The organism is Cellvibrio sp. QJXJ (assembly GCF_024452345.1).
GTDB lineage: Bacteria > Pseudomonadota > Gammaproteobacteria > Pseudomonadales > Cellvibrionaceae > Cellvibrio.
Genome location: NZ_CP101662.1, coordinates 4,241,843 through 4,265,026 on the forward strand (window position 1 = coordinate 4,241,843; position 23,184 = coordinate 4,265,026).

Below are 23,184 nucleotides of genomic sequence, written 5' to 3' on the forward strand. Positions count from 1 at the left end.
GAATAAAATGAATAAAATGAATAAAATGAATAAAATGAATAAAATGAATAAAATGAATAAAATGAATAAAATGAATAAAATGAATAAAATGAATAAAATGAATAAAATGAATAAAAAGCATTGGCTGTCGTTTGGGTCTGTTACTGGCCCCTATGTGTACCTGTTCCGCATGGCTTTCCTTGGATTGGTTCTGCTCAGCGTGAGCCGCATACTGTTAGCTTTGTGGCAAAGCGAGCGGGTAATGGCGACTGGCCTGCTAGCTGACATTCTGCTTCAAGGTATACGCGCCGATATTATTTTGCTTTCCCTCTGGTGTGTTCCCGCCGTGCTGTTGCTGCCGTTCTTATCCTATTGGCGCCGGCTGTGGTTCCCGTTCACTTTTTATTGGGCCTGGCTCGGGCTGGGGCTGATAGTGTTTATCGAGTTGGCCACACCTGCGTTTTTATTGCAGTTTGATGCGCGCCCCAATCGTTTATTTATTGAATATCTCCGCTATCCCAAAGAAGTTTTTTTAACCTTATTATTTGGTTTTACTACGGCATTTATTGCGGGCACCTCGCTAACGGTTTTGCTCGGTGCGCTGCTGTATAAAGTATTGCGTGTGCGTGAATCCCACGTAGCGCTTTGGTCGCTGCGTAAAAATATAGTTGTGTGGCCATTGGTGGTGCTGGCGTTATTGATGGGGGTGCGTTCCACCACCGATCATCGCCCGGCAAACCCGGCTTTTTTTGCGATTACGGGCGATGCCATGGTGAATTCGCTGGTGATTAATTCCGGCTATTCGGTGCTCTATGCCATTTACAATATGAAGCACGAAGCGCGCTCCAGTGAAATGTATGGCAAGTTATCAACTGCCGACATGTTGTCGCGCAGTTTGGATTGGCCCTGGTTAAAAAATTATGAATTTACCGACAAACAATATCCGACCTTTCATTACCAGCGCGCGTTAAATTCACCTGCCAAACCACTCAATGTGGTCATTGTGTTGCAGGAGAGCATGGGCGCAACCTTTGTGGGGGCGCTCGGCGGTGTGGGGGTGACTCCCGAGTTGGATAAATTGGCCGATGAAGGTATTTGGTTTGAGCGGCTTTATGCCACCGGCACCCGTTCGGTGCGCGGCATAGAAGCAGTAGTGGCAGGTTATCCGCCCACACCTGCGCAGAGTGTGGTGAAACTTTCCAAAAGCCAACGCAATTTCACCACGCTTGCATCGGTGCTGAAAGCCGCCGGTTATACCACGCAATTTATTTATGGCGGTGAAGCGCACTTCGATAATATGCGCAGCTTTTTTACTGGCAATGGTTTTAGTCAGATTGTGGATCTACACCAAATTAATGATCCGGTGTTTGTGGGTAGCTGGGGTGCCAGCGATGAAGATTTATTCACTACCGCCCATCAACAATTAACCCGTCTACATCAAGCCGGGCAACCATTTTTCTCGCTGATTTTTACCTCCAGCAATCACGAACCGTTTGAATTTCCCGACGGTCGAATCGCCTTGCACGAAGAGCCCAAGGCTGTGGTGAATAATGCGGTGAAGTATGCCGACTGGGCCATGGGACAATTTTTTTCCAAGGCCAAACAAAGTGAATACTGGCAAGACACAGTATTCCTTATTGTTGCGGATCACGATAACCGGGTGTACGGCAATAATTTAATTCCGGTGGAAAAATTCCATATTCCCGGGTTAATTTTGGGGGGCAGTGTTAAGCCAAAACGTATTAGCGAACTGGCGAGTCAAATCGATTTGGCGCCCACGCTGTTATCGCTTATGGGCGTATCCAGTTGTCACACCATGACGGGGCGGGATTTTATTGCCGACCCCAACAGCCCCGGTCGCGCACTCCTGCAGTTTGACGATTATTTTGCGTTAATGGAGCCAGAAAAAATCACCTTGTTAAAACCGGATTCCAGTGCCGTCATCGCCCAGTACAACGAAACAAACGAGACACTAACGCTGCTGCGCCCCGCGCAAGTGGAAGAACAATACAAAGCGCTGGCGCAGGTGCAATTGCCTTCCTATTTATACCGCGAACAAAAATATGGACAGGGTCAGCGCTGTGCCCCCATGGCGGCTAAGGCGGATTAATTATTTCACATTGACTACGCGCACCTCATCGCCACTGCGAATGGCATCTGGCGGTGTAGTAATAATACGATCTGTTGCGCTAATGCCCGTCAGTATTTCAACAACAGTGCCTTCATCGCGGCCAATTTTTATCGGCTTGAGGGTCACTCTATTGTTATCGTCGATAGTGGCAACAGAGGGTTGTTGGTCGCGATATAAAATGGCACTGCCGGGTACACGAATTTGTTGTTTGTTAGCGGCGAGCTTGAAGCTGACTTGAGTGTAGGCACCGGGCATTAATTCGCCCCGGTCATTGTTCGCTTGCAGTTCGACGAGCACGGAACCAGAGGTAATATCCACCGCGCGAGCGCTGCGGGTGACCGCGGCGGAGAAGGTTCTGTCGCTGTGTTCAGGCAGTGATAATTCTGCGCCTTGACCGGCTTGCATTTGGGTGGCGTAGCTTTGTGGTACTCGCACAAAAATGCGCATGACGCTGGTATCGGAAATGGTAAATAGCGGTTGTGCATTTGAATTTCCAGCCACCACCAACTCGCCGATTTGTGCAGAGCGGCTGGTGACTTGTCCATCAAATGGCGCGGTGAGTTTGGTGAAGGCTTGTAACGATTCCAAACGATCTACATTGGCGCGCGCAGCTGCTGTCGCGGCTTTTTTTGCTTCTGCATCGCGTACGCGTTGCTCTAACATTTCACGCGAAATTGCGCCGCTATCAAGTTTCATTAATTGATTGGCGCGATCTGCCATGCTCTGTGCGTTGTTTTGTTCGGCAATTGCTGTGGAGTAATTAGCTTTGGCCTGCGCTAATTGATGTAACAATTCCGGTGCGTCCAATATCGCAAGCACTTGCCCCTTTTTTACCGTATCACCAATATCCACTAACCATTCTTTGATGTAGCCATTGGTTTGCGCATAAATGGATGCGCTATTGAGTGGCTCCACATTGCCGGGCAGTACCAGGCTGGTAGTTTCATTACTGGTGGCGGCCGCAATTACCGATACACTCGGCACTGCCGACTGCGCAGCCACTTGCGAAAGTTCTACCGTGGCATTGCTGCGCTGCCAAATACCCAGGCTTGCCAGCACAATCGCAACGGCACCAATAACTATGCTGAGTTTAATGAGTTTGCGGCGAAATTCAGCCGGATTCACCGGCGGGATTTGAGGGTGATGTTGTTGGGATGAATGGTTAGACATTGTTTGGCATTAGCTCCGAATGAGTTGCGATATTTTTAGCGTGATGGCGATGCGCCCAACTAAATAGTGCAGGAACAAAAAATAATGTAGCGATAGTGGCGGTAATTAAACCGCCGATAACAGCGCGACCCAGCGGAGCATTTTGTTCCGCGCCTTCACCTATACCGAGTGCCATAGGAATCATGCCAATAATCATTGCCAGCGCGGTCATAACCACCGGGCGTAAGCGCACGTAACCGGCTTCCAGTGCCGCCTGTAAAGCATCACCGGTTTCAGCGAGCCGTTCGCGGGCAAAACTCACTAATAAAATCGAATTGGCGGTGGCAACACCCATACACATAATTGCGCCGGTTAATGCGGGTACCGAGAGTGGCGTGAAAGATATAAATAACATCCACACAATACCGGCGAGTGCGGCAGGCAATGCGGAAATAATAATGAACGGATCTTTCCAGCTTTGAAAATTCACCACGATTAAAAAATAAATCAATGCAATAGCGCCGAGCAAACCATAACCCAAACCACTAAACGCAACATTCATGGTTTGGTATTGCCCGCGCAGTGTTACCTGCGTGCCTGCTGGGCGCTCTTTATCCAATTCGGCGATAACCGCATTGATGTCGTCGGCAACGGAGCCTAAATCGCGCCCTTGTGTGGTGGCAAAAATATTAATCATGGATTGCATGTTGTATTGCGATACCACGGGCAAGGTGGTCGAGCGGGTAATGCGTGCGAGGCCACCCAGACTTTGTGAGCTGCTATCGCTGTTGGTGGTACTGGAAATTGGCACGTTTTCCAAATCGCTCATGTCAGCCATTAAATATTCTGGCACCTGCGCAACTACCGGGTAAGAAACACCGTTCGCTGGATTGATATAAAACACCGGCGCGGTTTGTTGGGTGCCTGCCAGTGATGCACCAAGGCTGTTGGTGACATCGCGCGCGGTAATGCCGTATTGACCGATGCGCGAGCGGTCGATATCGATATTTAATTGCGGCGTGCTTTCCGGCTGTTGGATGCGCGCATCGGCAATGCCGGGAATCCGGTTGATGCGGTGCAATAACCTCTCGGCAAATTCGCGATTAGCCGCCGCATTGCGCCCGTTGATTTGTATATCCAATGGCGATGGTGAACCAAAATTTAAAATCTGACTGGTGATGTCGGCGGGTAAAAATGAAAAAGTGGTTGCCGGGAAGCGCGCGGGTAGCTCCTGGCGTAGGCGTTCTATATGTTTAGCGGCGCGGAATCCGGGTTTAAGGCTGATCATGATGTCGCCATCTTGAGCGCTGATAGTACCGGAGGTGTTGTAAATCATATTCAGCATACTCACCGGCATACCAATGTTGTTGATAATGGAATCCAATTCGTTGGCCGGAATTAATTCGCGCAGTGCGCGACCAATAAGTTCAAAACGTGCAGCACTTTCCTCTACTTTAATACCGGCGGGCAGGCGGACATGCAGCAAGATACTGCTGGAGTCTACTGCCGGGAAAAAATTGCGGCCTAAAAATGGCACCAATACAAAAGAGATAAGTACCAGCCCCATAAAACCGGTAACAAAAAGTTTGCGCGTGGCGAGTACACCGGCGAGGGCGCGAGTGTAGCTGGTGCGCATTTTTTCAAAGCCCTGCTCAAATTTTTTCTGGAAGCGAATAAACGGTGCGAAGAATTGTTGGCTAAAACTCGCCTGATTTTTGCGAATGGGTGTTTCATCCGGTGTTGCAACCGAATGTGGTTTTAATAAATACATCGCCATAGTGAGTACGACGGTGCGCGATAATAGGAAGGACGCCACCATCGCAAACACCACCGACAGCGCCATAGGCACAAACAGGTAACCGGAAATTCCGGGCAGGAAAAACATCGGCACAAATGCAATACAAATACACAGCAGTGCCACAAATACCGGAATTAAAATTTCAGCAGCGCCATCCATAATCGCTTGGGTAACGCTTTTGCCTTCACCCAAATGCCGCTCGATATTTTCAATGGTGACTGTGGCTTCATCCACCAAAATACCAATTGCAATGGCGAGGCCGCCAAGGGTCATGGCATTCAGGGTTTGCCCAAATGCATTGAGTACCGCGATCGCGGCAAGAATAGAAAGTGGAATAGAAGCTGCCACAATTAGGGTCGCGCGCCAGGAGCCAAGGAACAATAAAATCAACAGCGAAATCAAGGCGGCAACCAGTAGCGCTTCATGTACCACGGTCATCATGGCTGCACGCACAAAAATAGATTGGTCGGCAATGGGAATTGCTTTGAGCGAGTTGGCGAGGCCGTCGGTAATGCGCGGTAAAGCTTCTTTCACGCTCTCGACTACCGAGAGCGTGGAGACAGTACCATTTTTTAAAATGGTTAATAACACTGAGCGAGTGCCATCCACATGCACAATATTTTGTTGCGGGCTGCTGCCGTCGCGCACAGTGGCAAGGTCGCGTAGATAAATTGTCGCGCCATTGACAACTTTTACCGGGATATCACTTAACGCCTGAATGGAATCCGGCGCGTTATTGAGTTTGACGTTGTATTGTTGACTGCCCATTTTGATAAAACCAGCGGGGCTGATTTGGTTTTGTGCAGCAATGGCGGCGCTCACATCGGCGGCGGATAAACCAAAAGATTGTAGCGCAATCGGGTTGATATCAATCTGGATTTGCCGCTGTTTTCCGCCTGAGGGCAAGGGCATGGCTACACCGGGCAGGGTGAGTAATTGCGGGCGAATTTGCGTCATACCCAAATCATTTAATTGTTGCTCGGTGAGCCCTTCGCCCGAGAGTGCAACTTGCAGCACCGGCACGGTGGACGCATCGTAATTCACGATAAACGGTGGCGTAATACCCGGCGGCATAGTGCGCAACATGGTTTGCGATACCGCCGTGACTTGCGCGGTGGCAGTGCGAATATCCACATTGGGATGAAAGAAAATACGCACGATTCCCATGCCAGTCATCGATTGGCTTTCGATATGTTCAATATCGGCAACCGTGGTATTTAGCGCACGTTGATAGGGGGAAATTATGCGGTTGGAAATATCCTCGGGTGCCAACCCGTTATAAGTCCAGGCAACCGCAATCACTGGAATGCGGATCGCAGGAAAAATATCCACCGGCATACGCAGCGCGGCGAGAGTGCCGAAACCTGCAATCAATATCGCCAGCACAATAAACGTCAGTGGCTTTTGCAAGGTGATACGAATCAGGCTTTTCAATGATGCCTCCCCGGTTGGTAGAGTGAGTTCAATAATGAGTTGCGTGTATGAAGGATGTGCATATATCGCGTCGTGATACGCAAAAAGGTGCCGCACTGTGCATCACATAATCTGGATACATAGTAGGTAGGGGAGTGGGTCGATAGGCTGACGTTTTGCTGACAGGTTTGTCAGAATCTTGCGGAGGGAGGATGATTTACATTTTTTAATAAAGTGCCATCGAAAATCCAAAACAATTAATACCATTATTGCTGCGGGCAAATACATCGCCGTGGTGCATGAGTGCCACTGCACGCACAATCGATAAACCCAGGCCATGGTGCATATCACTGCGCGCCCGCGAGGCATCTATACGATAGAAGCGTTCAAATAAACGGGTAAGGTGTTGCGCTGCAATGGGTTCACCTTTATTGGCAACACTGATTAGTGCAAAACCATTTTCTTCTTGCAAACTGACGGTGACATTGGTGTTATCTTCGGCGTGGCGCGCGCTGTTGCTGAGCAGGTTTGCCAGCGCGCGATGAAATAACCGGCGATCAACTCGCGCTTGCACATCGCCTTCGATGACCAGATGCAGGGATTTTTCCAGGAAGGATGGCTCCAGATACTCCGCTGTTTTTAGCGCTTCCTCCCGCAGCGATACCTCGCTTAATTGAGTAGCCTGTTCACCGGCTTGGGCGTGGGATAAAAACAACATGTCATTAACAATAGAGGTCATGCGCTCCAATTCTTCCAGATTGGATTGCAACAAATCCTCCAGCTCGTGTTGCTCGCGCGGTCGCGATAAACCCAGCTGGGTCTGGCCGATTAAATTGGTGAGCGGTGTGCGCAATTCGTGGGCTACATCGGCATTAAAACTTTCCAATTGGTTCCAGCCAATTTCCTGTCGCTCCAGTACGCCGTTAAATGATTCAGCCAACACCTGCAACTCTACCGGCAGGGCTTTGGTATCGAGCCGTTGACCGCGATTACCAGGTGCGAGGTGATGCGCTTGTTGGCTGAGATGGTTGACCGGTAGCAAACCAATACGTGCCACAAAAAATCCTAGCAGTGCAACCAGCGCAATACCCACGACAGAAATTAAAATCATGGTGCGGGTGAATGCCTGCAGTGTTCCCATGTAAGGGGTGGAGTCTAGTGCGGCGACATAGCGCACGGCAGGTCGATCGCCCTTGGCGGGAATTTCAGTAATCAGTAAATAAAGCGAGCAGGGTTCTTTCGGTATGCGGGAAAATCCGCTGGGCTGTTTCGCCCAATCAACCCCCTCAAGTGGTTCGCCGCCCACACGATAGCGCGGGTCGTCGCTGAGCACCCAATAGTGGGTATGGCCACCTTCCACAGTAGTCCAGTTTGTGAGTTTGGTTTCTACCGTTGACCAGTCGGCAAGGGATTCGCGCGCCGTAATGTATGGCACCATCAAGCTATGGCGAAATTGTAATTCCTGATGCATTTGCTGGCGCAGGGAGTTGAGCAAGGATTGGTGCAACATCAGTGCTGAGACTGCAACAATCGCAACAGCCGTTAACGCGAACATCAGCGCCAGACGAACAGCGATAGACTGGGTGATAAAAATTTTATTCATAGTGACCTGGGCGCGAGAATTCTGACCGGGCTTCCAGTACATAGCCCATGCCGCGCACTGTGTGAAGTAATTTGACGGGGTAGGGCGTGTCGATTTTGGCGCGCAGACGTTTGATCGCCACTTCCACAACGTTGGCATCGCTATCGAAGTTCATGTCCCATACCTGTTCCGCGATCATCATTTTGGAGAGGATTTCCCCCTGTCGCCGCGCGAGTAAGCTAAGCAGCGCAAATTCTTTGGCGGTCAGCTCCAGCCGTTGCCCAGCCCGGGTGACCCGGCGTGCCAGTAAGTCCAGGTGTAGGTCGTCTATCTGCAATTGAGTGACATCGGCGCCATCGCTATGACGGCGACGCAATAGCGCCTGGATGCGCGCCACCAATTCAATCAGCGAAAAAGGTTTCGCTAAATAATCGTCCGCGCCGCTGCGCAGCCCCTTGACCCGTTCATCCACCGAGCCGCGCGCCGAGAGCATCAGCACCGGTGTCTGTTTAGTTGCACGCAACTTTTCGAGCACGGCATAGCCGTCTTTTCCGGGGAGCATCACATCCAGAATGATCGCGTCATAGTCGTGTTCTTGCGCCAGATACAGGCCATCGATGCCGTTATCGGCCACATCGACCCTAAAGCCCAGTTCGCTCATGGCACGGTTGATATAAGACGAGGTTTTTTCTTCATCCTCGACCAGAAGTAAGCGCATTCCGGAGATCTCCGCTTTGTGTAGCCAGTAACGTCATGCCACAAGTGTAGCCCTGTGTATCCAACATGAAGCCAACAACTGGCTGACATTTTTGTCAGGAAGCGCCTGTATACAGAGGGGCTAGAGCTGATCAGATTCGGGTTTGGCGGGGGCGGCCTTGGTGAAGTGGGATTTAAACGCGATGATCAAACCGGAAATCGCCACTATGAACATACCGATCAGGCTGGTGCCGTCGGGAATGGTGCCGAAAATCAGCCAGCCCATTAGCCCTGCCCAGAGCAGCTGCAAATAGGTCATAGGTGCCAGCACCGAGGCGGGTGCATGGCGATAGGCGAGGGTGAAGAGATAGTGGCCCAAGCCGCCGGTTAGCCCCATGCTGAGCAAGAGAACCAGTTCCATAGTGCTGGGCGTTTTGTCCTCCCAGTACCAGGGCAGGGCGAGGCCGAAAATGATGGAGCCAATCAATGCAGTGTAAAACAGCAGGGCGATGGCTTTTTCGGTGCTGGCGAGTAGGCGTGACAGCAACTGATAGGTCGCGTTGGAGCAGGCGGCCATCAGCGCAAAAAATACCCCCAGTGCATCCAATCCGCCGCCCGGGCGGGCAATCAGTAATACCCCGACAAACCCGGTCACTATCGCCGCCCAGCCCCAGCCGCCAATCCGTTCAGTCAGCAGTGAGCCTGCCAGTAACGCAACCAGTGTGGGTGCGAGGAAGTTGATTGCCGTGGTTTCAGCCAAGGGCATACGCTGCAGCGCCATGCCCATGCACAGCGATGAAAGTGTGAGCGCCAGGCCGCGCAAAATCACCAACCCGGTGCGCTGGGTTTTAACCAGTTGGGTGGAGTGGCGCGGTGCGAGAATAATCAGCATCACCGAGCAATGCACCAGGTAGCGCATGGCCACCACAAAGGGCACGTTGTAATGGCTGGTCAGGTATTTGGTGATGCTGTCCATGCAGGTGAAGAGAAAGAGTGCGGCGGCGGCGAGCAGGAAGCCCTTGAGGATGTTGTGCGGCAAGTGTGAATGTTGTGGCTGCGTAGCGGTCGTCCGGGTTGCCTCCAGTGTGGACGGAGACGTCGGAGACTGTCCGTTAGGGGAATCGCTCATTGCTCGTTATCCAATCGCCGCACAAAAATAAGTCGGATTAATAATAGCAGCAATGGCGATGACCCGGCAGGGGCTGCCGGGTAAAAATCCCGCTTCAGCCGATGCGGGGGCGGGTGAGAATAGGCCAATACAACAGCAGAAACAGGGCAAATGCGAGCGTCCAGCCACTCGCGGCGAGCATCAGGCCAAAGGAGTAATTGATCCACCCCAGCGCGGCCAGAACGCGACTCAAGGCGGCAATACTGATGGCGAGATAAATAATCACCCCAAAGGTGGGCAGGGTTAATGCCCTGCCGGTATGGCCGAGAGCGACGCGGGTCATCACCCCGAGAATCAGGGTGCCCATGGCGCCAACTCCCAGTGCGTGCTGCCAGACGGAGGGCGCTATCAGGTTGAGTGCAGCCATGCCTTTGAGCAGTAGGCCCGCAATAATCCAGGCGTAACCCAGGTGCAGAATCCACAGCAGTGGCTCGGCGCGCGTTAACCAGCCAGACCAACTCCAGAGGCGCCAGGCGTTGGCGGCCGCAGCCGCGAGAATCACCAATGCGGCTACTGTCCCTGAACCCAGCCAGACATCAACCGGAATAACCGCCGCGCTGAGTATCAGGGTGATGGCGTCGGTGCGGTTGGAGGATTTCACTGCGCCCTCATTGCCGCCGCGCTGGCGCAGCCAATTGCGGCTGAAGGCGGGGATAATGCGCCCGCCAATCACAATCATTATCAGGGTGATAAGCCCAAACGCCAGTTGCTCCCCCTGCACCAGCCATGCGGTTTTGCCGGTCAAAAAGCCCCAGTGCATGGCCAGGTTGCCCATGCCGAGCAGGAGCAATATCGCCACCAATACGAGGTTGCGTTGGTTGCCGTGGCGCAGCAAAAGTTGCAGTAAATAAAGCGCCAGAATGGGGAAGAACAAGCCATCAATCAGCATCGCGGTGCCTGCCGGTAACCAGCTTGCCGTCCATAGGCTAAGGCGCCCGGCGAGCCAGAGCCCCACCAGTGCCAGCAATTTGCCACCCTTGAGTGGTGGTGCCCCCGTCCAGTTGCATACGGCGGTGAGGATGAACCCGGCAATCGCGGCGCTGGTGAATCCGTAGAGCATTTCGTGGCTGTGCCAGTGTAGCGATGTCCAGCCCAGCGGCAGGGGAATGCCGCCAAACAAGTAGCTCATCCAGGCGATAACAACGGCAATGCCATAGAGTGCGGTAGCGAGGAAAAACACCCGGAAAGGATAGGAAAACGTGGCCGAAACAGAACTATTAGTCAAAGTGGTTATCCGCAGTTATTTAATCAATGATGAAAAGCAGGTTGTTTTCCAGCGCTATATGCAGGCGCAGTTGCATGGTGAAGTTTTGCAGTTCCGTGATGAAGTGAGTCACTGCCTGATCGGGATGTTCCTCCAGCAACTCTTGGCAGAGGCTGTCCATCGCCTGTAGCAGGGATGCCTGACTGTCGTGATTGTGATGCAGTATTGCCAGCGAGCAAAAACTGTCGAAATCTACCGGTTTGAGCAGTGCGGGGAAAATACGCTGCTCCTCGTGTTGCATATGCGGGAATAAATCCTCTTGTAGTTGTTGTATGAGTAATTGCAGTTGTTCCAGTTGGCGGGACTGGGCGGTGCCTTGCAACTGTTGCGCGCTCGCCAGCAGCAAGGGCAATTGCGCAAAATGTGCCTGGTGGAACTCGCGGCAAATATAGTGAATCAACTGCGATTTGGGGCGCAGTTGCCAGTCGTCAAGGTAGCGCTGGTTGGCCAAACTCTGCAGCGTATCTTGCAGGCGCAACCGGTAGCTGCGCGATGGGTTGTGAACGGCGCCGTGCAGTGCAAGATCGCACAAGTGGTAGCCTGCCGTCTCCGGTTGCAGCAAGCCGGCCGGACGTAGCAGTGCCGCCGTAGCCTCTACCTTTTTGGCCCAGTCGGTAAAACTCCAGGAGTACATATTCATAGGCCACCTCTGCGCAAGGTTGGGGTCGGGTGGGCAATCTGCTGCAGACTATCGATTTATAAGCAGTTTGCTGAGCAAGCCAAGGCGTTGAATACCCAGTCTAGGTAAATGCGCCGGGGTGATATTGATTTGCATCAAGCTGATGCAGCGCAATCGCGAGAAAGCAAAAGGGGCGCAAGTGCGCCCCCTGTTGGTAGATCCTGATGTGAAGTTTAGAAGCGAATCGTGCCTTGAATGGCCACACTCTTCGGACGTTCATAGAAGGCGTAATAACCTGAACCAGTACCGCGGGTCACTGTAGAGGCGACGGGCAAACCATTGGCATAGGGCACAATAGACTCATCCGTCAGGTTCTTGCCTATCAATGCCAGTTCCCAATTGTCCGAGTCGCCACTAAGTGCAATGCGGGCATTGATCTTGGTGTAGGCGTCCTGCTGGAAGCGCGGGTCAAGTGATGGTGTGGTCAGGTATTCATCGCTGTAAATCAGGTCGAGCGTATTGACCAATTTCAAGCCATTGCTGAAGTTGATGGTGTAATCCGCACCGATATTGCCTTGGTATTCTGGCGTGAATTCACGGCGCTGTCCTGTCGCATCACAGGCTCCGTCACCGATTGGTGCAATGTTATCTGCCTGACCAAAGTAGCACTGGGAATTGGGGAAGTCAGTGTATTCAAAGTCGATATAAGCCATACCGCCGCGCAGCATCAGGTTATCGATTATCGCCCAGCGTCCGTCAGCTTCAAGGCCTTGCACCACCGCCTGGCCGGCGTTGGTCACGTTGAAACTCAGGCTGCCATCAAACTGGCTGGTTTGCATGTCTTCAAATTCGGAGCGGAACGCGGCAAGGTTTAGCTCTGCTGCGCCATCAGCCAATACAAACTTGGCGCCAACTTCAAAGTTTTCGACCTTTTCCTCATCAAATTCCCAAGTACCTTCAATGGCCGGATAAATGCCATCCAGCTCATTAGGAGCGGCGTTAGCGCGCACATCGAAACCACCCGATTTAAAGCCCGTGGTGTAGCTCGCGTACACCATATCGGAGCCCCAAAAATCATGCTGCAAGGTAATAAGCGGGGTGAAACCGGACTCGTCGCGCTCGCCACTAACGGAGTGAGGGTCGATTTTGAACTGGCTCCAGATAATGTTGTAAGTATCGCTCGGGCTGCCTTGGGGTAACACGGCGCCACTGTTGCTGACGTGATACTGGGTGCGGCTCGCCTCTTTGGTTTCTTCAGTGTAGCGCGCGCCCACTATCACTCGCGACAGATCGGTGAAGTTCCAGGTAGCTTGCGCAAAAATGGCGGCTAAATCTGTGTCTTGTTCAAACGAGCGGTTGGATGAAGCACCGCGTAATAAATTGGCCGCTCCTGCGCCCAAAATGGGGGTAAACGCAGTGGCGATAAAACTGTCGGTAGGAACCCGTACGGCGTCGTTAAATTCCATCGAGCTGCTTTGGAAAAACAAGCCGCCGATGTAGCTGATGGTCTCATCTTCCGGTGAGGTGATGCGAATTTCCTGGCTGATCTGGCTGTAGTCCTCGTTGGATAAAATATTGAAGCCCGAGGCGCCGGTAAAGTCGCAGTCGCAGAGTTCATCGTAGGTGTAAGCGTTGTAGCCAGTAATCGCCGTCAGGGTGTGTTCACCCAATTCGCGTTCAATCGAAAGGGTGACGTTTTCGGTATCGTTGTAACTGAAATCACCGTTGGATTGGCGTTTCCAATCGTGGGTGGTATCCAGCAAATACTGGCCTTGGGTAAAGAATTGCAGAGCATTGGCGTAGGGCGTAGCAACCCCGGTCAGTGGCGAAGGAATTTCAACCGGTTTGACTACTTCGATATTGCGGCCATTGCTGTCAAAGGAGCCGTCCTCCAGCTTGAGCACAATGTCCCACTGATCGCTGGGTTGCCATTGCAGTGTGGCGCGAATAACACGGTTTTCATCGCCGGATTCGTCGCGCCCGAGGGTGGTGTTTTCCATAAAGCCATCGATGCGGCTATCCAATATCGCCAAGCGGCCGCCGACTGTGTCGCTAATCGGGCCGGAGAGCACCAGGCGAATATCCTGCTCGCCATGTTCTGGTTCGTAAAGCGCGGTGAGTTTGGCTTCGTGTACATCGCCCGGTTTGGCGGTGGTGATACTGATGGCACCCGCTGTCGAGTTTTTGCCAAATAGAATACTTTGCGGGCCGCGTAGAATTTCTACTCGTTCCAGGTCAAGAAATGGCGCCCGCGACAGTTGCGAGCGGCCAAAGTGAATACCGTCTACAAATTGCGCGGCGGACTGCTCAAAACCGGGGTTAACCCCGGAGCTAATACCGCGGATGGCGATGTTGGTGCCGATACCGGTTTGTGTCATGTTGAAGCTGGGGATGTAGTCGGCCACCCGTTCAATACTGGTGATCCCGGCATCTTCCAGCTTTTTGCTGGAAAGTGCATTTACCGAAATTGGCACATCGCGCAGGCTCTGCGGACGTTTTTGGGCGGTCACCATCACCTCTTCCAGAGCGAGGTCATTTTCTTGAGCGATGACCGGCAATGCGAGTTGGGTTGCAATGGCCATGGCAAGAAGGTTGTATTGATAAGCTTTCACTAGAAGTTCTCCTGCGCTTTTATTGTGAGATCCGATTCAGGGGGGAGATAAGCCGTAATAACCGGTAATTGAATTACGTTAATTAATAGCCTAAGGCGGCCAAAATACCAGTTAAAAGCCTCATTTGGCGATATTTGGTCATAAGCAGGATGATATAGGTGAACTTGTTGGCAAAAGTGAGTGAAAAGGCGACAGAAAAACTGGGTGTTGCACAATCGTCGAACTTGCACTTGTTGCCGCGGGCAGTTAATGTGCCGCCTCGGAGTCGGCCCGACAGTCGCTCCGGTGTTAACTGCATAGCTCTCTTGAGTGCTGTGTGGTGCATCGGGGAGGAAAGTCCGGGCTCCATAGAGCAGAGCGCCAGGTAACGCCTGGGAGGCGTGAGCCTACGGAAAGTGCAACAGAGAGCAGACCGCCTAAGTGCTCGCAAGAGCAACGGTAAGGGTGAAAGGGTGCGGTAAGAGCGCACCGCGCAACTGGCAACAGGCTGCGGCATGGTAAACCCCGCTCGGAGCAAGACCAAATAGGCCCTCAATGATGCGGCTCGTATCGAGGGCGGGTAGGTTGCTTGAGGCTAAGGGTGACCTTAGTCCCAGATGAATGACTGTCCACGACAGAACCCGGCTTATCGGCTGACTCCGACTTAATTCTGCTTTTTAGCTAGTGCGTGACCTCTAGTTTGTGGTTTGTAGTTCTCTTCAAGGTCGATATAGACCGAATCCTTCTAAAGATCCCTGCTTATTACCGCGAAATAATCGCAAACTTAATGTTTTACATTAGGTTTGCGCGCTATCGCTTTGTTTTATCTGTTTATGTTGGTTTTTGCAGCGTTGCTTTTATGTCTTTTCCCTTCTTGTTCGCCGATTTTTCCTGATTTTTCCCGTGAAATTACCCATGTTTTCGCGCCAGCTCGCTTGACTTTGACCTGCTCCGATTTATAGTGAGCACCGTGGGGAAAAGTGGGTATTTGTGGTTTTTTGTGGCTTTTTGTGAAAAGCAATCCCGTCAAGTGGTGAAAAGTGGCTACAGGCAGTTATTCCATCAGCATGGACCCCAAGGGTCGCATGGCGATACCAGCGCGCATTCGCGACTCGCTGCTGTCCACTGGCGCCGGGAGTTTATGGGTGACTGCGCATATGTATGAGCGCTGCCTGCTGGTTTACTCCGAATCCGAATGGGAACCCGTACTCGCCAAAATTCAGGCCCTGCCTTCGGGTAATGAGCAAGTCCGCAAGATTCAACGTCGCTTTATGGGGCAGGCGGTGAACTTGGAAATGGATGCAAATGGCCGGATTTTGGTTCCCCCCACCCTGCGCGACTTTGCGCATCTGGATAAAAAACTGATGTTGGTCTGCCTGGGCAACAAGTTTGAGCTGTGGAACGAAGACAGCTGGAACGCGCTCATGGATCAATCCATCGATGGCGAAATGCCAGCCGAATTACAAAATCTTTCTTTCTAGGTATCTACGTGTCTGACGCTCAACACATCACCGTGCTCCTGAACGAGGCGGTAGAGGCACTGGTTACCGATACCTCCGGTTTTTACGTGGATGGCACCTTCGGGCGCGGTGGTCACAGTGGTTTGATCCTGCAGCAGCTGGCGCTTGATGGTCGCCTGTTGGGCATTGATAAAGACCTTGCGGCGATTGCCACCGCCAATACCCGTTTTGGCAGCGACGCGCGTTTTGCCATCGCCCATGGTTCGTTTGCCGAGTTGGCGGCGCTAATCGATGAGCGCGGTATGACGGGCAAGGTGACCGGGGTGTTGTTGGATTTGGGGGTGTCATCGCCCCAGCTGGATGAGGCCGAGCGCGGCTTTAGCTTCATGCAGGACGGCCCGCTTGATATGCGCATGGATCAAACCCGCGGCCAGAGTGCGGCGGAGTGGGTCAACAGCGCCGGTGAAGATGAAATTACCTGGGTGCTGAAAGAGTTTGGTGAGGAGCGGTTCGCCAAGCGTATGGCACGCGCGATTATCGCCGAGCGCCAAAAGCAGCCGTTTACGCGCACCAAACATTTGGCGGAAGTGATTAAAGAAGCCAATCCGGCGTGGGAAAAGGGTAAGCACCCTGCCACGCGCGCGTTTCAGGCGATTCGCATTCAGGTCAACAACGAGCTGGGCGATCTGGAATCGGTATTGGATCAGGCCCTGACAGTACTGGCTCCCGGCGGGCGTTTGGTGGTGATCAGTTTTCACTCGTTGGAAGATCGTGTGGTGAAGCGCTTTATTCGCCGCCAAGAGTTGGGTGACCCGGTTCCCAAAGGGTTGCCGATTCGCGATGACCAGTTAAATAAACGCATGCGCTCGCTCGGCAAGGCAATCAAGGCGAGCGATGCAGAGGTAAACGCCAATGTTCGGTCGCGCAGTGCGGTGATGCGTGTAGCCGAGAAATTGTAAATCCCGATTGTTCGTCGATTGAATCAAAACAAAAGCAGCTATCAGTCAGTTACACAGAACCTTCACCACAATAATTGCCAGGGATTCCATGAACAGAAACCTCCAATCACAAAAACCACCTGCGACCGGCGTTTTGCTGGTGGTGGCGGTATTGTGGCTGGCAACGGTGGTTTCTGCGCTCGGGGTGGTTGCGACGACACAACTGGTGCGCCGCGATGTAAACAGCTTGGAAACCCTGCGGCGTGAGGCTGCACAGTTGCAGGTACAGTGGGGTCAGTATTTGCTGGAGCAGAGCACCTGGGCGGCCTATGGTCGCGTTGAGAATGCCGCAATCTCCGAGCTGAATATGATGGCTCCCACACCGGAAGAGATTGTAATGATCTCTGGTGATCGCATTATCGATGGTCGCGGTCAGGTGCAGGCACCTGCGGCAGGTGGACAATGAGCCGCTCTTCGGCATTTGAGCCGCGCCGCGCGCGTCCGCTCGCCAAACCTGATCACAAGCCGCTCAAGGTGGCACGCTGGCGTTTCTACAGCGTCGGATTGGTATTGGCGATTCTGGTGGCGGTATTGATAGTGCATGTTGCCAGCTTGCAAGTGCTGCCCAACGCCGATAAAGGTTATGAATTCCTGCAGGATCAAGGCGAGTCGCGCACCCTGCGCACGGAAATTATTCCGGCCTACCGTGGTGTAATCACTGATCGCAACGGCTCGCCATTGGCGGTGAGTACTCCCGTCTCCACGCTGTGGGCCAACCCCAAAGTTTTATCCCAGGCACCTCATCGCATTGCCGACTTGGCTCAAGCACTCAAAGCTAACAAGACGGAATTGGAGTCGCGTCTGGCGCGTTACGCCAATAAAGAATTTATGTATCTGCAGCGTCAAATGTCACCCGAAGCCGCGCAAGCGGTTTTGTCGTTGGATGTGCCCGGGGTTTACGAGCAAATTGAATATCACCGTTATTACCCCGCTGCTGATGTGGCTGCTCATTTGGTGGGCATGACCGATGTGGATGATCGCGGTCAGGAAGGCATGGAGCTCGCTTACGACGCTTGGCTCACGGGTGAAAATGGCGCCAAAGAAGTATTGAAGGATTTGCGTGGGCGCACGGTAAAAGAATTGCGCTTGGTGAAAGCGGCGCGCCCCGGTCAAAACCTGACGCTCAGTATTGATTTACGCCTGCAATATCTTGCGCATCGCGAATTAAAAAAAGCGGTTGAGGCCAGCAGTGCAGTTGCCGGCTCAATTGTCATTCTCGATGTGCTCACCGGTGAAGTGCTCGCGATTTCTAATTTGCCCAGCTTTAACCCCAATGATCGCAGCCGCGCCCGTGGCGACGGCTTGCGCAATCGCGCCATTACCGATTTGTACGAGCCAGGTTCAACCGTAAAACCCTGGGTGGTACTCGCGGCGCTCGATAGTGGCAAATTCAAACCGGAAGATATTATCGATACCAATCCCGGTTACTTTATGGTGGGCAGCAAGCCCATTAAAGATCACCGCAATTACGGCGCGATGGATTTGGCTATGGCGATTGCCAAATCCAGCAACATCGCCATGACCAAAATTTCCTTTGCATTGGATACCAATACCGTGCGCGATATGTTTGCGCGTTTGGGGGCATCGCAACCTGTGGGTACCGGTTTCCCCGGTGAAGGTACAGGCAATGTGCCCGTGCTTAAACCGCTGCAGCGAATTGAGCGCGCCAACATTTCTTACGGCTACGCCATGACCATGACGCCGCTGCAAGTAGTACAGGCTTATGGAGTAATTGCTTCCGGCGGTGTGAAGCGACCGGTATCGTTACTGCGTGTGGATAATGCGCCGCAAGGCGAACGAGTGATCGATAAAAAATATACCGATCAGGTTACACAAATGCTCAAGCGCGTGGTGACGGCTGAGGGCACAGGCTCACGCGCAAAAGCAATTTCCTATTCGGTCGCCGGAAAAACCGGAACTGCATACAAGGCAATTAATGGTCGCTACTCGGACAAACAAATTGCTTCGTTTATTGGTATGGCACCGGCTGATAATCCGCGCATTGTTGCCATGGTGATCGTCGATGAACCGCAAGGCTCAGGTATTTACACCAACGGTGGCTGGGTTGCTGCACCTGCGTTTTCAAAAGTGGCGGAAGATGCACTGCGTATGTTGCAAGTGCCGCCCGATAATATTTATCAGCATGACAACAAAGAGATAGTTGACAAAGCAGCTAGCAAAACTGCACCGGCGAAAACGGTGGAAAGTGAAAAACCCGCGGTAAAAGCTGCGCCTATGAATGAGAGGTCAGCCACATGATGACCTCTCATTATTCCCGCCGCCCAGTAGCGCTGTGCGATTTACTACCGAATCTTGCGCTGGAAAAAGCCGCAACGATTACTGTGGGTAATTTGTGCCTGGATACCCGCCAATTAAAAACTGGCGATGCGTTTATTGCATTGGTTGGTAATAAAGTGGATGGCCGCGATTTTATTGCCAAAGCGATTGAGTTGGGCGCCAGTGTAATTTTGGTAGAGGCTGATAAAAATTGGCAGGGCATTGATTGGTTGGGCAGCGTTCCGGTTATCGCCGTAGAACAACTCGCGTCGCAAGTCAGTGCTATTGCGGCGCGCTTTTTTGATGAGCCCAGTAAAAAAGTTCAGTTGTTGGGTATCACCGGCACTAACGGCAAAACCACCTGCAGTTTATTAGCGGCGCAATTGTTGGCGAGATTGCAGCGCAAGTCGGCAGTAGTTGGCACGCTGGGGTATGGAGTGCTTGATGCAACGGCCTTGGCGCCCATGGCGCAGCAAGTCAGCGCATTACATTCAACCGGATTAACTACGCCGGATCCAATCGCCTTGCAGCGTATTTTGGCCGAATTGGTACATGACGGCGCTACCGCTATTGCGATAGAAGTGTCATCGCACAGCTTGCAACAAAAGCGTGTTGCCAGCGTGAGTATTCACACGGCTATTTTTACCAATCTCACGCAAGATCATTTGGATTATCACGGCGATTTAACCAGCTACGGCAATGCCAAAGCGCAATTATTGAATGCCCAAGGTTTGCAAACTGCAGTTGTTAATCTTGATGACGCATGGGCCAAAAGTTTGGTTAACAACGTGCCGGCCGGCGTCACTGCACTTACCTATTCAACCAAAACCGTTGCTGATATTTACGCTCAAAATATTGAGCTGCACGCCTTTGGTGTCAGCGCAAATATAGTTACACCGTGGGGCACTGCAAAAATCAACTCGCCGCTTTTAGGCGAATTTAATCTCAGTAATTTACTGGCAGTCATTGGCGCGGTTGCCCTGCAAGGGTTTCCTCTCGATGCAATTGTTGCGCACATACCGGAATTATTGCCAGCCCCGGGCCGCATGCAGCAAGTGGTGGTTGATCAACAGGCTCAGCAAGTTCAAGTAATTGTAGATTACGCCCACACCCCCGATGCACTGGAAAATACCTTGAATGCAATTCAGCAGCACAAGGCGGGCAACATCTGGACAGTGTTTGGCTGTGGTGGTGATCGCGATAAAACCAAGCGCCCGCAAATGGGCACCATTGCCGAGCGGTTAAGTGATTATGTGATTGTCACTAATGATAACCCTCGCTCGGAAGATCCTTCTGCTATTGCCGGTGAAATTCTGCGCGGTATGAATCGGCCTAGCGGTTGCTTGGTTATTGCCGATCGTGCACAGGCAATTGATTTTGCCGTGCAGCAAGCCAAGGCGGGCGACATAGTGTTAATCGCAGGCAAGGGGCATGAGGATTATCAAATCTTCGCCAAGCAAACCCTGCCTTTTAGCGATACCAAACAGGCGCGTATTGCATTGCAAAAACGCATTGCCAAATTTGAAAATGACGAAACGTCACAAGGGGCTACACCATGATCAAGCCTCTAACTTTAAAATGGGTTGAGGAATTTATTGCAGCGCGTAAACCTTTGCGTGCTGTCACTGCAAAATGCCATCAGGGCGATGCAGAATTTACTGCGGTCAGTATTGATTCGCGCACCTTGAATGCAGGTGAATTGTTTATCGCATTGCGCGGTGAGCGTTTTGATGCACACGATTTTATTGCCGACGCTGTTGCCAAAAAACCTTGTGCACTTGTGGTAGAACGTTTTTTCCCCGAGATTAAATTGCCGCAACTCGTAGTGAGTGATTCACTGTTGGCGCTCGGGCAAATTGCTGCACTCAACCGCAGCTTATTTGCTCGTCCAGTTATTGCCATTACCGGCAGCAGCGGAAAAACCACAGTAAAAACCTTGCTCGCCGGCATTCTTGCTGAGTGTGGGCCAACCCATGCCACCAAGGGAAATTTTAATAACCATATTGGTGTGCCATTAACATTGCTGCAGCTCGAAGCGCATCATGAGTTTGCTGTAATTGAGATGGGCGCGAGCGGCCCTGGCGAAATTGAATACCTCTGCTCACTTGCCGCGCCACAAATCACCATGGTCAACAATGTGATGGCCGCGCACATTCAAGGGTTTGGTTCACTGCAAGGTGTTGCGCGCGCCAAAGGTGAAATTTACGCCGCACTTCCCACGACCGGTGTCGCCGTAGTGAATATGGATGATCGCTTCGCTCCTGACTGGTTGTCCGCCTTAACTAATCGTCGCGTGCTTCGTGTGTCATTTAAAGATACCGGTGCCGATTGTTTTGCGCAGGATATTCAAACCAGCGCCAACAGTTTGGAATTTGCCATCAACCTGAATGGCCAAGCCATGCAAGTGAGCCTGAATGCGCAGGGCGAACACAATGTTCGCAATGCCTTAATGGCCGCTGCTTGTGCCTCTGCCGTGGGTGCAGATTTGCAAAAAATTAAACAAGGGCTTGCTAACTTTGCGCCAGTTGCTGGCCGCATGAGTCGTCATATCGGTATTAATGATGTGGCAATTATTGATGATAGCTACAACGCTAACCCTGGTTCAGTGCGCGCGGCTATCGATGTGCTTGCACAAAAAAAGAATAGCATTTTGGTATTAGGCGATTTGGGTGAGCTGGGGCCAGAAGCGCCGCAGTTACACACAGAGCTGGGTGAATATGCGCGCGCCAAAAAACTGAGCCATTTATTTACGGTTGGCAAACTCAGTGAAAATGCGAGCCAGGCATTTGGAGCTGGGGCGGAACACTTTGCGGACAAAACCGCTTTGGTTGCGCGCTTAAAAGCTATCGCCAATAAAAAAACCACCATTCTTATTAAAGGTTCCCGCAGCGCAGCAATGGATACCGTTGTGCGTGAACTCTGTGTTTCGGCAGGAGAAAATCACTAATGCTTTACTGGCTAGCAGAATACTTACAAGAATACCTGCGCAGTTTTGCAGTGTTTCAATATTTAACGGTGCGCGCCATTTTAGGGGTGCTCACCGCATTAGGTATTTCGTTGTTACTTGGGCCTTGGTTCATTCGTCGCTTAACAGAATTGCGTATTGGTCAATCTATTCGCAACGACGGCCCTCAATCGCACTTGAGTAAATCCGGCACACCCACCATGGGTGGCGCATTGATTTTGTCGGCAATTTTTATCAGCACCTTACTCTGGGCCAATTTGTCTAATCGCTATGTGTGGGTCGTGCTGATTGTCACCGCAATTTTTGGTGCAGTAGGCTGGGTGGATGATTACCGCAAAGTAGCCAAGCGCGATTCCCGTGGATTACCTGCGCGGTGGAAATATTTTTGGCAGTCAGTGGCTGGCTTTGGCGCAGCGGTATTTTTGTACTACACCGCACAAACTCCTGCAGAGACTCAATTGTTTATTCCCTTCTTTAAAAATGTCGCGCTCGATCTGGGTATTTTTTACATAGTGTTTACCTATTTTGTGATTGTAGGAACCAGTAATGCAGTAAACCTGACCGACGGGTTGGATGGCTTGGCAATTATGCCGAGTGTAATGGTGGCGGGAGCATTAGCGGTCATTGCTTATTTGGCAGGGCATTCACAATTTTCCCAATATTTAAACATTGCTTATATCCCCGGTGCTGGTGAATTGGTTGTGTTTTGTTGTGCGCTGGTGGGGGCTGGCCTTGGTTTCCTCTGGTTCAACACTTATCCCGCACAAGTATTTATGGGTGATGTGGGCGCTTTGGCATTAGGTGCGGCGCTTGGTTTAATCGCCGTTATAGTTCGTCACGAAATTGTACTGTTTATTATGGGCGGTATTTTTGTACTCGAAACTGTCTCGGTTATTTTGCAAGTGGCTTCATTTAAATTAACCGGTCGGCGCATTTTCCGCATGGCGCCAATTCATCATCATTTTGAATTAAAAGGTTGGCCTGAGCCGCGCGTGATTGTGCGTTTTTGGATTATCACCCTGGTATTGGTATTGATTGGTTTGGCGACGTTAAAAATTCGTTAATGATTGTTTTATATAAAGTTGGAGTGTGTG

16 protein-coding genes and 1 other RNA gene are annotated in these 23,184 nt (G+C 51.8%); 9 read left to right on the plus strand and 8 right to left on the minus strand.

What is annotated here, in order from left to right; translation table 11 throughout:
• The first annotated feature begins 88 nt into the window (after positions 1-88).
• A complete protein-coding gene (locus tag NNX04_RS18370; protein WP_261946738.1) occupies positions 89-2,089 on the plus strand; it encodes an LTA synthase family protein in 2,001 nt (666 codons plus the stop codon).
• On the opposite strand, the gene NNX04_RS18375 is transcribed toward NNX04_RS18370, so the two are convergent.
• The 8 genes from NNX04_RS18375 to NNX04_RS18410 all read right to left on the minus strand — a co-directional run bounded on the left by NNX04_RS18375 (position 2,090) and on the right by NNX04_RS18410 (position 14,411).
• Positions 2,090-3,280: an efflux RND transporter periplasmic adaptor subunit gene (locus tag NNX04_RS18375; RefSeq protein ID WP_261946739.1), complete on the minus strand. Its 1,191-nt coding sequence runs from the start codon at positions 3,278-3,280 to the stop codon at positions 2,090-2,092. It abuts the gene before it with no gap.
• Complete coding sequence (locus NNX04_RS18380; protein WP_261946740.1) at positions 3,273-6,491, minus strand: efflux RND transporter permease subunit; 3,219 nt, start codon at positions 6,489-6,491, stop codon at positions 3,273-3,275. The genes NNX04_RS18375 and NNX04_RS18380 overlap by 8 nt, the downstream gene beginning before the upstream one ends.
• A gap of 205 nt (positions 6,492-6,696) precedes the next feature.
• Positions 6,697-8,073: a heavy metal sensor histidine kinase gene (locus NNX04_RS18385; protein ID WP_261946741.1), complete on the minus strand. Its 1,377-nt coding sequence runs from the start codon at positions 8,071-8,073 to the stop codon at positions 6,697-6,699.
• Positions 8,066-8,770 (minus strand): heavy metal response regulator transcription factor, encoded by a 705-nt coding sequence (locus tag NNX04_RS18390; protein WP_151056287.1) that lies wholly within the window; start codon positions 8,768-8,770, stop codon positions 8,066-8,068. Before NNX04_RS18390 ends, NNX04_RS18385 begins: the two co-directional genes overlap by 8 nt.
• A 120-nt stretch (positions 8,771-8,890) precedes the next feature.
• A complete protein-coding gene (locus NNX04_RS18395) occupies positions 8,891-9,877 on the minus strand; it encodes a DMT family transporter (RefSeq protein ID WP_261946742.1) in 987 nt (328 codons plus the stop codon).
• A gap of 94 nt (positions 9,878-9,971) precedes the next feature.
• On the minus strand, positions 9,972-11,141 hold the full coding sequence (locus tag NNX04_RS18400; RefSeq protein WP_261946743.1) for an NnrS family protein: 1,170 nt from the start codon (positions 11,139-11,141) through the stop codon (positions 9,972-9,974).
• 19 nt (positions 11,142-11,160) lie between these two features.
• A complete protein-coding gene (locus NNX04_RS18405; RefSeq protein WP_261946744.1) occupies positions 11,161-11,820 on the minus strand; it encodes a hemerythrin domain-containing protein in 660 nt (219 codons plus the stop codon).
• A gap of 212 nt (positions 11,821-12,032) precedes the next feature.
• Positions 12,033-14,411: a TonB-dependent receptor gene (locus tag NNX04_RS18410; protein ID WP_007645697.1), complete on the minus strand. Its 2,379-nt coding sequence runs from the start codon at positions 14,409-14,411 to the stop codon at positions 12,033-12,035.
• Between the two features lie 261 nt (positions 14,412-14,672).
• Between NNX04_RS18410 and rnpB the strand changes: the two genes are divergently transcribed.
• The 8 genes from rnpB (at position 14,673) to mraY (ending at position 23,154) form a co-directional block, all read left to right on the plus strand.
• Positions 14,673-15,055: RNase P RNA component class A (gene rnpB, locus NNX04_RS18415), an RNA gene on the plus strand.
• A gap of 375 nt (positions 15,056-15,430) precedes the next feature.
• Positions 15,431-15,871 carry a division/cell wall cluster transcriptional repressor MraZ gene (gene mraZ, locus NNX04_RS18420; protein WP_007645701.1) on the plus strand — a complete coding sequence of 147 codons (441 nt, stop codon included), beginning with the start codon at positions 15,431-15,433 and terminating at the stop codon, positions 15,869-15,871.
• An 8-nt stretch (positions 15,872-15,879) separates the two neighbouring features.
• The gene (rsmH, locus tag NNX04_RS18425) at positions 15,880-16,809 is read left to right on the plus strand and encodes a 16S rRNA (cytosine(1402)-N(4))-methyltransferase RsmH (protein WP_261946745.1); all 930 of its coding nucleotides are present in this window, start codon (positions 15,880-15,882) and stop codon (positions 16,807-16,809) included.
• Between the two features lie 88 nt (positions 16,810-16,897).
• Entirely contained in the window at positions 16,898-17,254 is a 357-nt protein-coding gene (gene ftsL / locus NNX04_RS18430; RefSeq protein ID WP_007645708.1) for a cell division protein FtsL, read from the plus strand.
• Positions 17,251-19,107 carry a peptidoglycan D,D-transpeptidase FtsI family protein gene (locus NNX04_RS18435; protein WP_151056295.1) on the plus strand — a complete coding sequence of 619 codons (1,857 nt, stop codon included), beginning with the start codon at positions 17,251-17,253 and terminating at the stop codon, positions 19,105-19,107. The genes ftsL and NNX04_RS18435 overlap by 4 nt, the downstream gene beginning before the upstream one ends.
• Positions 19,104-20,684 (plus strand): UDP-N-acetylmuramoyl-L-alanyl-D-glutamate--2,6-diaminopimelate ligase, encoded by a 1,581-nt coding sequence (locus tag NNX04_RS18440; RefSeq protein WP_261946746.1) that lies wholly within the window; start codon positions 19,104-19,106, stop codon positions 20,682-20,684. Before NNX04_RS18435 ends, NNX04_RS18440 begins: the two co-directional genes overlap by 4 nt.
• Entirely contained in the window at positions 20,681-22,072 is a 1,392-nt protein-coding gene (locus NNX04_RS18445) for a UDP-N-acetylmuramoyl-tripeptide--D-alanyl-D-alanine ligase (RefSeq protein WP_261946747.1), read from the plus strand. Before NNX04_RS18440 ends, NNX04_RS18445 begins: the two co-directional genes overlap by 4 nt.
• Positions 22,072-23,154 (plus strand): phospho-N-acetylmuramoyl-pentapeptide-transferase, encoded by a 1,083-nt coding sequence (mraY, locus tag NNX04_RS18450; RefSeq protein WP_007645712.1) that lies wholly within the window; start codon positions 22,072-22,074, stop codon positions 23,152-23,154. The genes NNX04_RS18445 and mraY overlap by 1 nt, the downstream gene beginning before the upstream one ends.
• Positions 23,155-23,184: the final 30 nt, after the last annotated feature.

Bases quoted from the DNA above. Each gene is read 5' to 3' on its own strand.
- NNX04_RS18435 (WP_151056295.1), top strand. From the start codon at position 17,251: ATGAGCCGCTCTTCGGCATTTGAGCCGCGCCGCGCGCGTCCGCTCGCC.
- NNX04_RS18375 (WP_261946739.1), bottom strand. From the start codon at position 3,280: ATGTCTAACCATTCATCCCAACAACATCACCCTCAAATCCCGCCGGTG.
- NNX04_RS18395 (WP_261946742.1), bottom strand. From the start codon at position 9,877: ATGAGCGATTCCCCTAACGGACAGTCTCCGACGTCTCCGTCCACACTG.
- NNX04_RS18385 (WP_261946741.1), bottom strand. From the start codon at position 8,073: ATGAATAAAATTTTTATCACCCAGTCTATCGCTGTTCGTCTGGCGCTG.
- NNX04_RS18390 (WP_151056287.1), bottom strand. From the start codon at position 8,770: ATGCGCTTACTTCTGGTCGAGGATGAAGAAAAAACCTCGTCTTATATC.
- NNX04_RS18445 (WP_261946747.1), top strand. From the start codon at position 20,681: ATGATCAAGCCTCTAACTTTAAAATGGGTTGAGGAATTTATTGCAGCG.
- ftsL (WP_007645708.1), top strand. From the start codon at position 16,898: ATGAACAGAAACCTCCAATCACAAAAACCACCTGCGACCGGCGTTTTG.
- mraY (WP_007645712.1), top strand. From the start codon at position 22,072: ATGCTTTACTGGCTAGCAGAATACTTACAAGAATACCTGCGCAGTTTT.
- NNX04_RS18370 (WP_261946738.1), top strand. From the start codon at position 89: ATGAATAAAATGAATAAAATGAATAAAAAGCATTGGCTGTCGTTTGGG.
- NNX04_RS18405 (WP_261946744.1), bottom strand. From the start codon at position 11,820: ATGAATATGTACTCCTGGAGTTTTACCGACTGGGCCAAAAAGGTAGAG.
- NNX04_RS18440 (WP_261946746.1), top strand. From the start codon at position 19,104: ATGATGACCTCTCATTATTCCCGCCGCCCAGTAGCGCTGTGCGATTTA.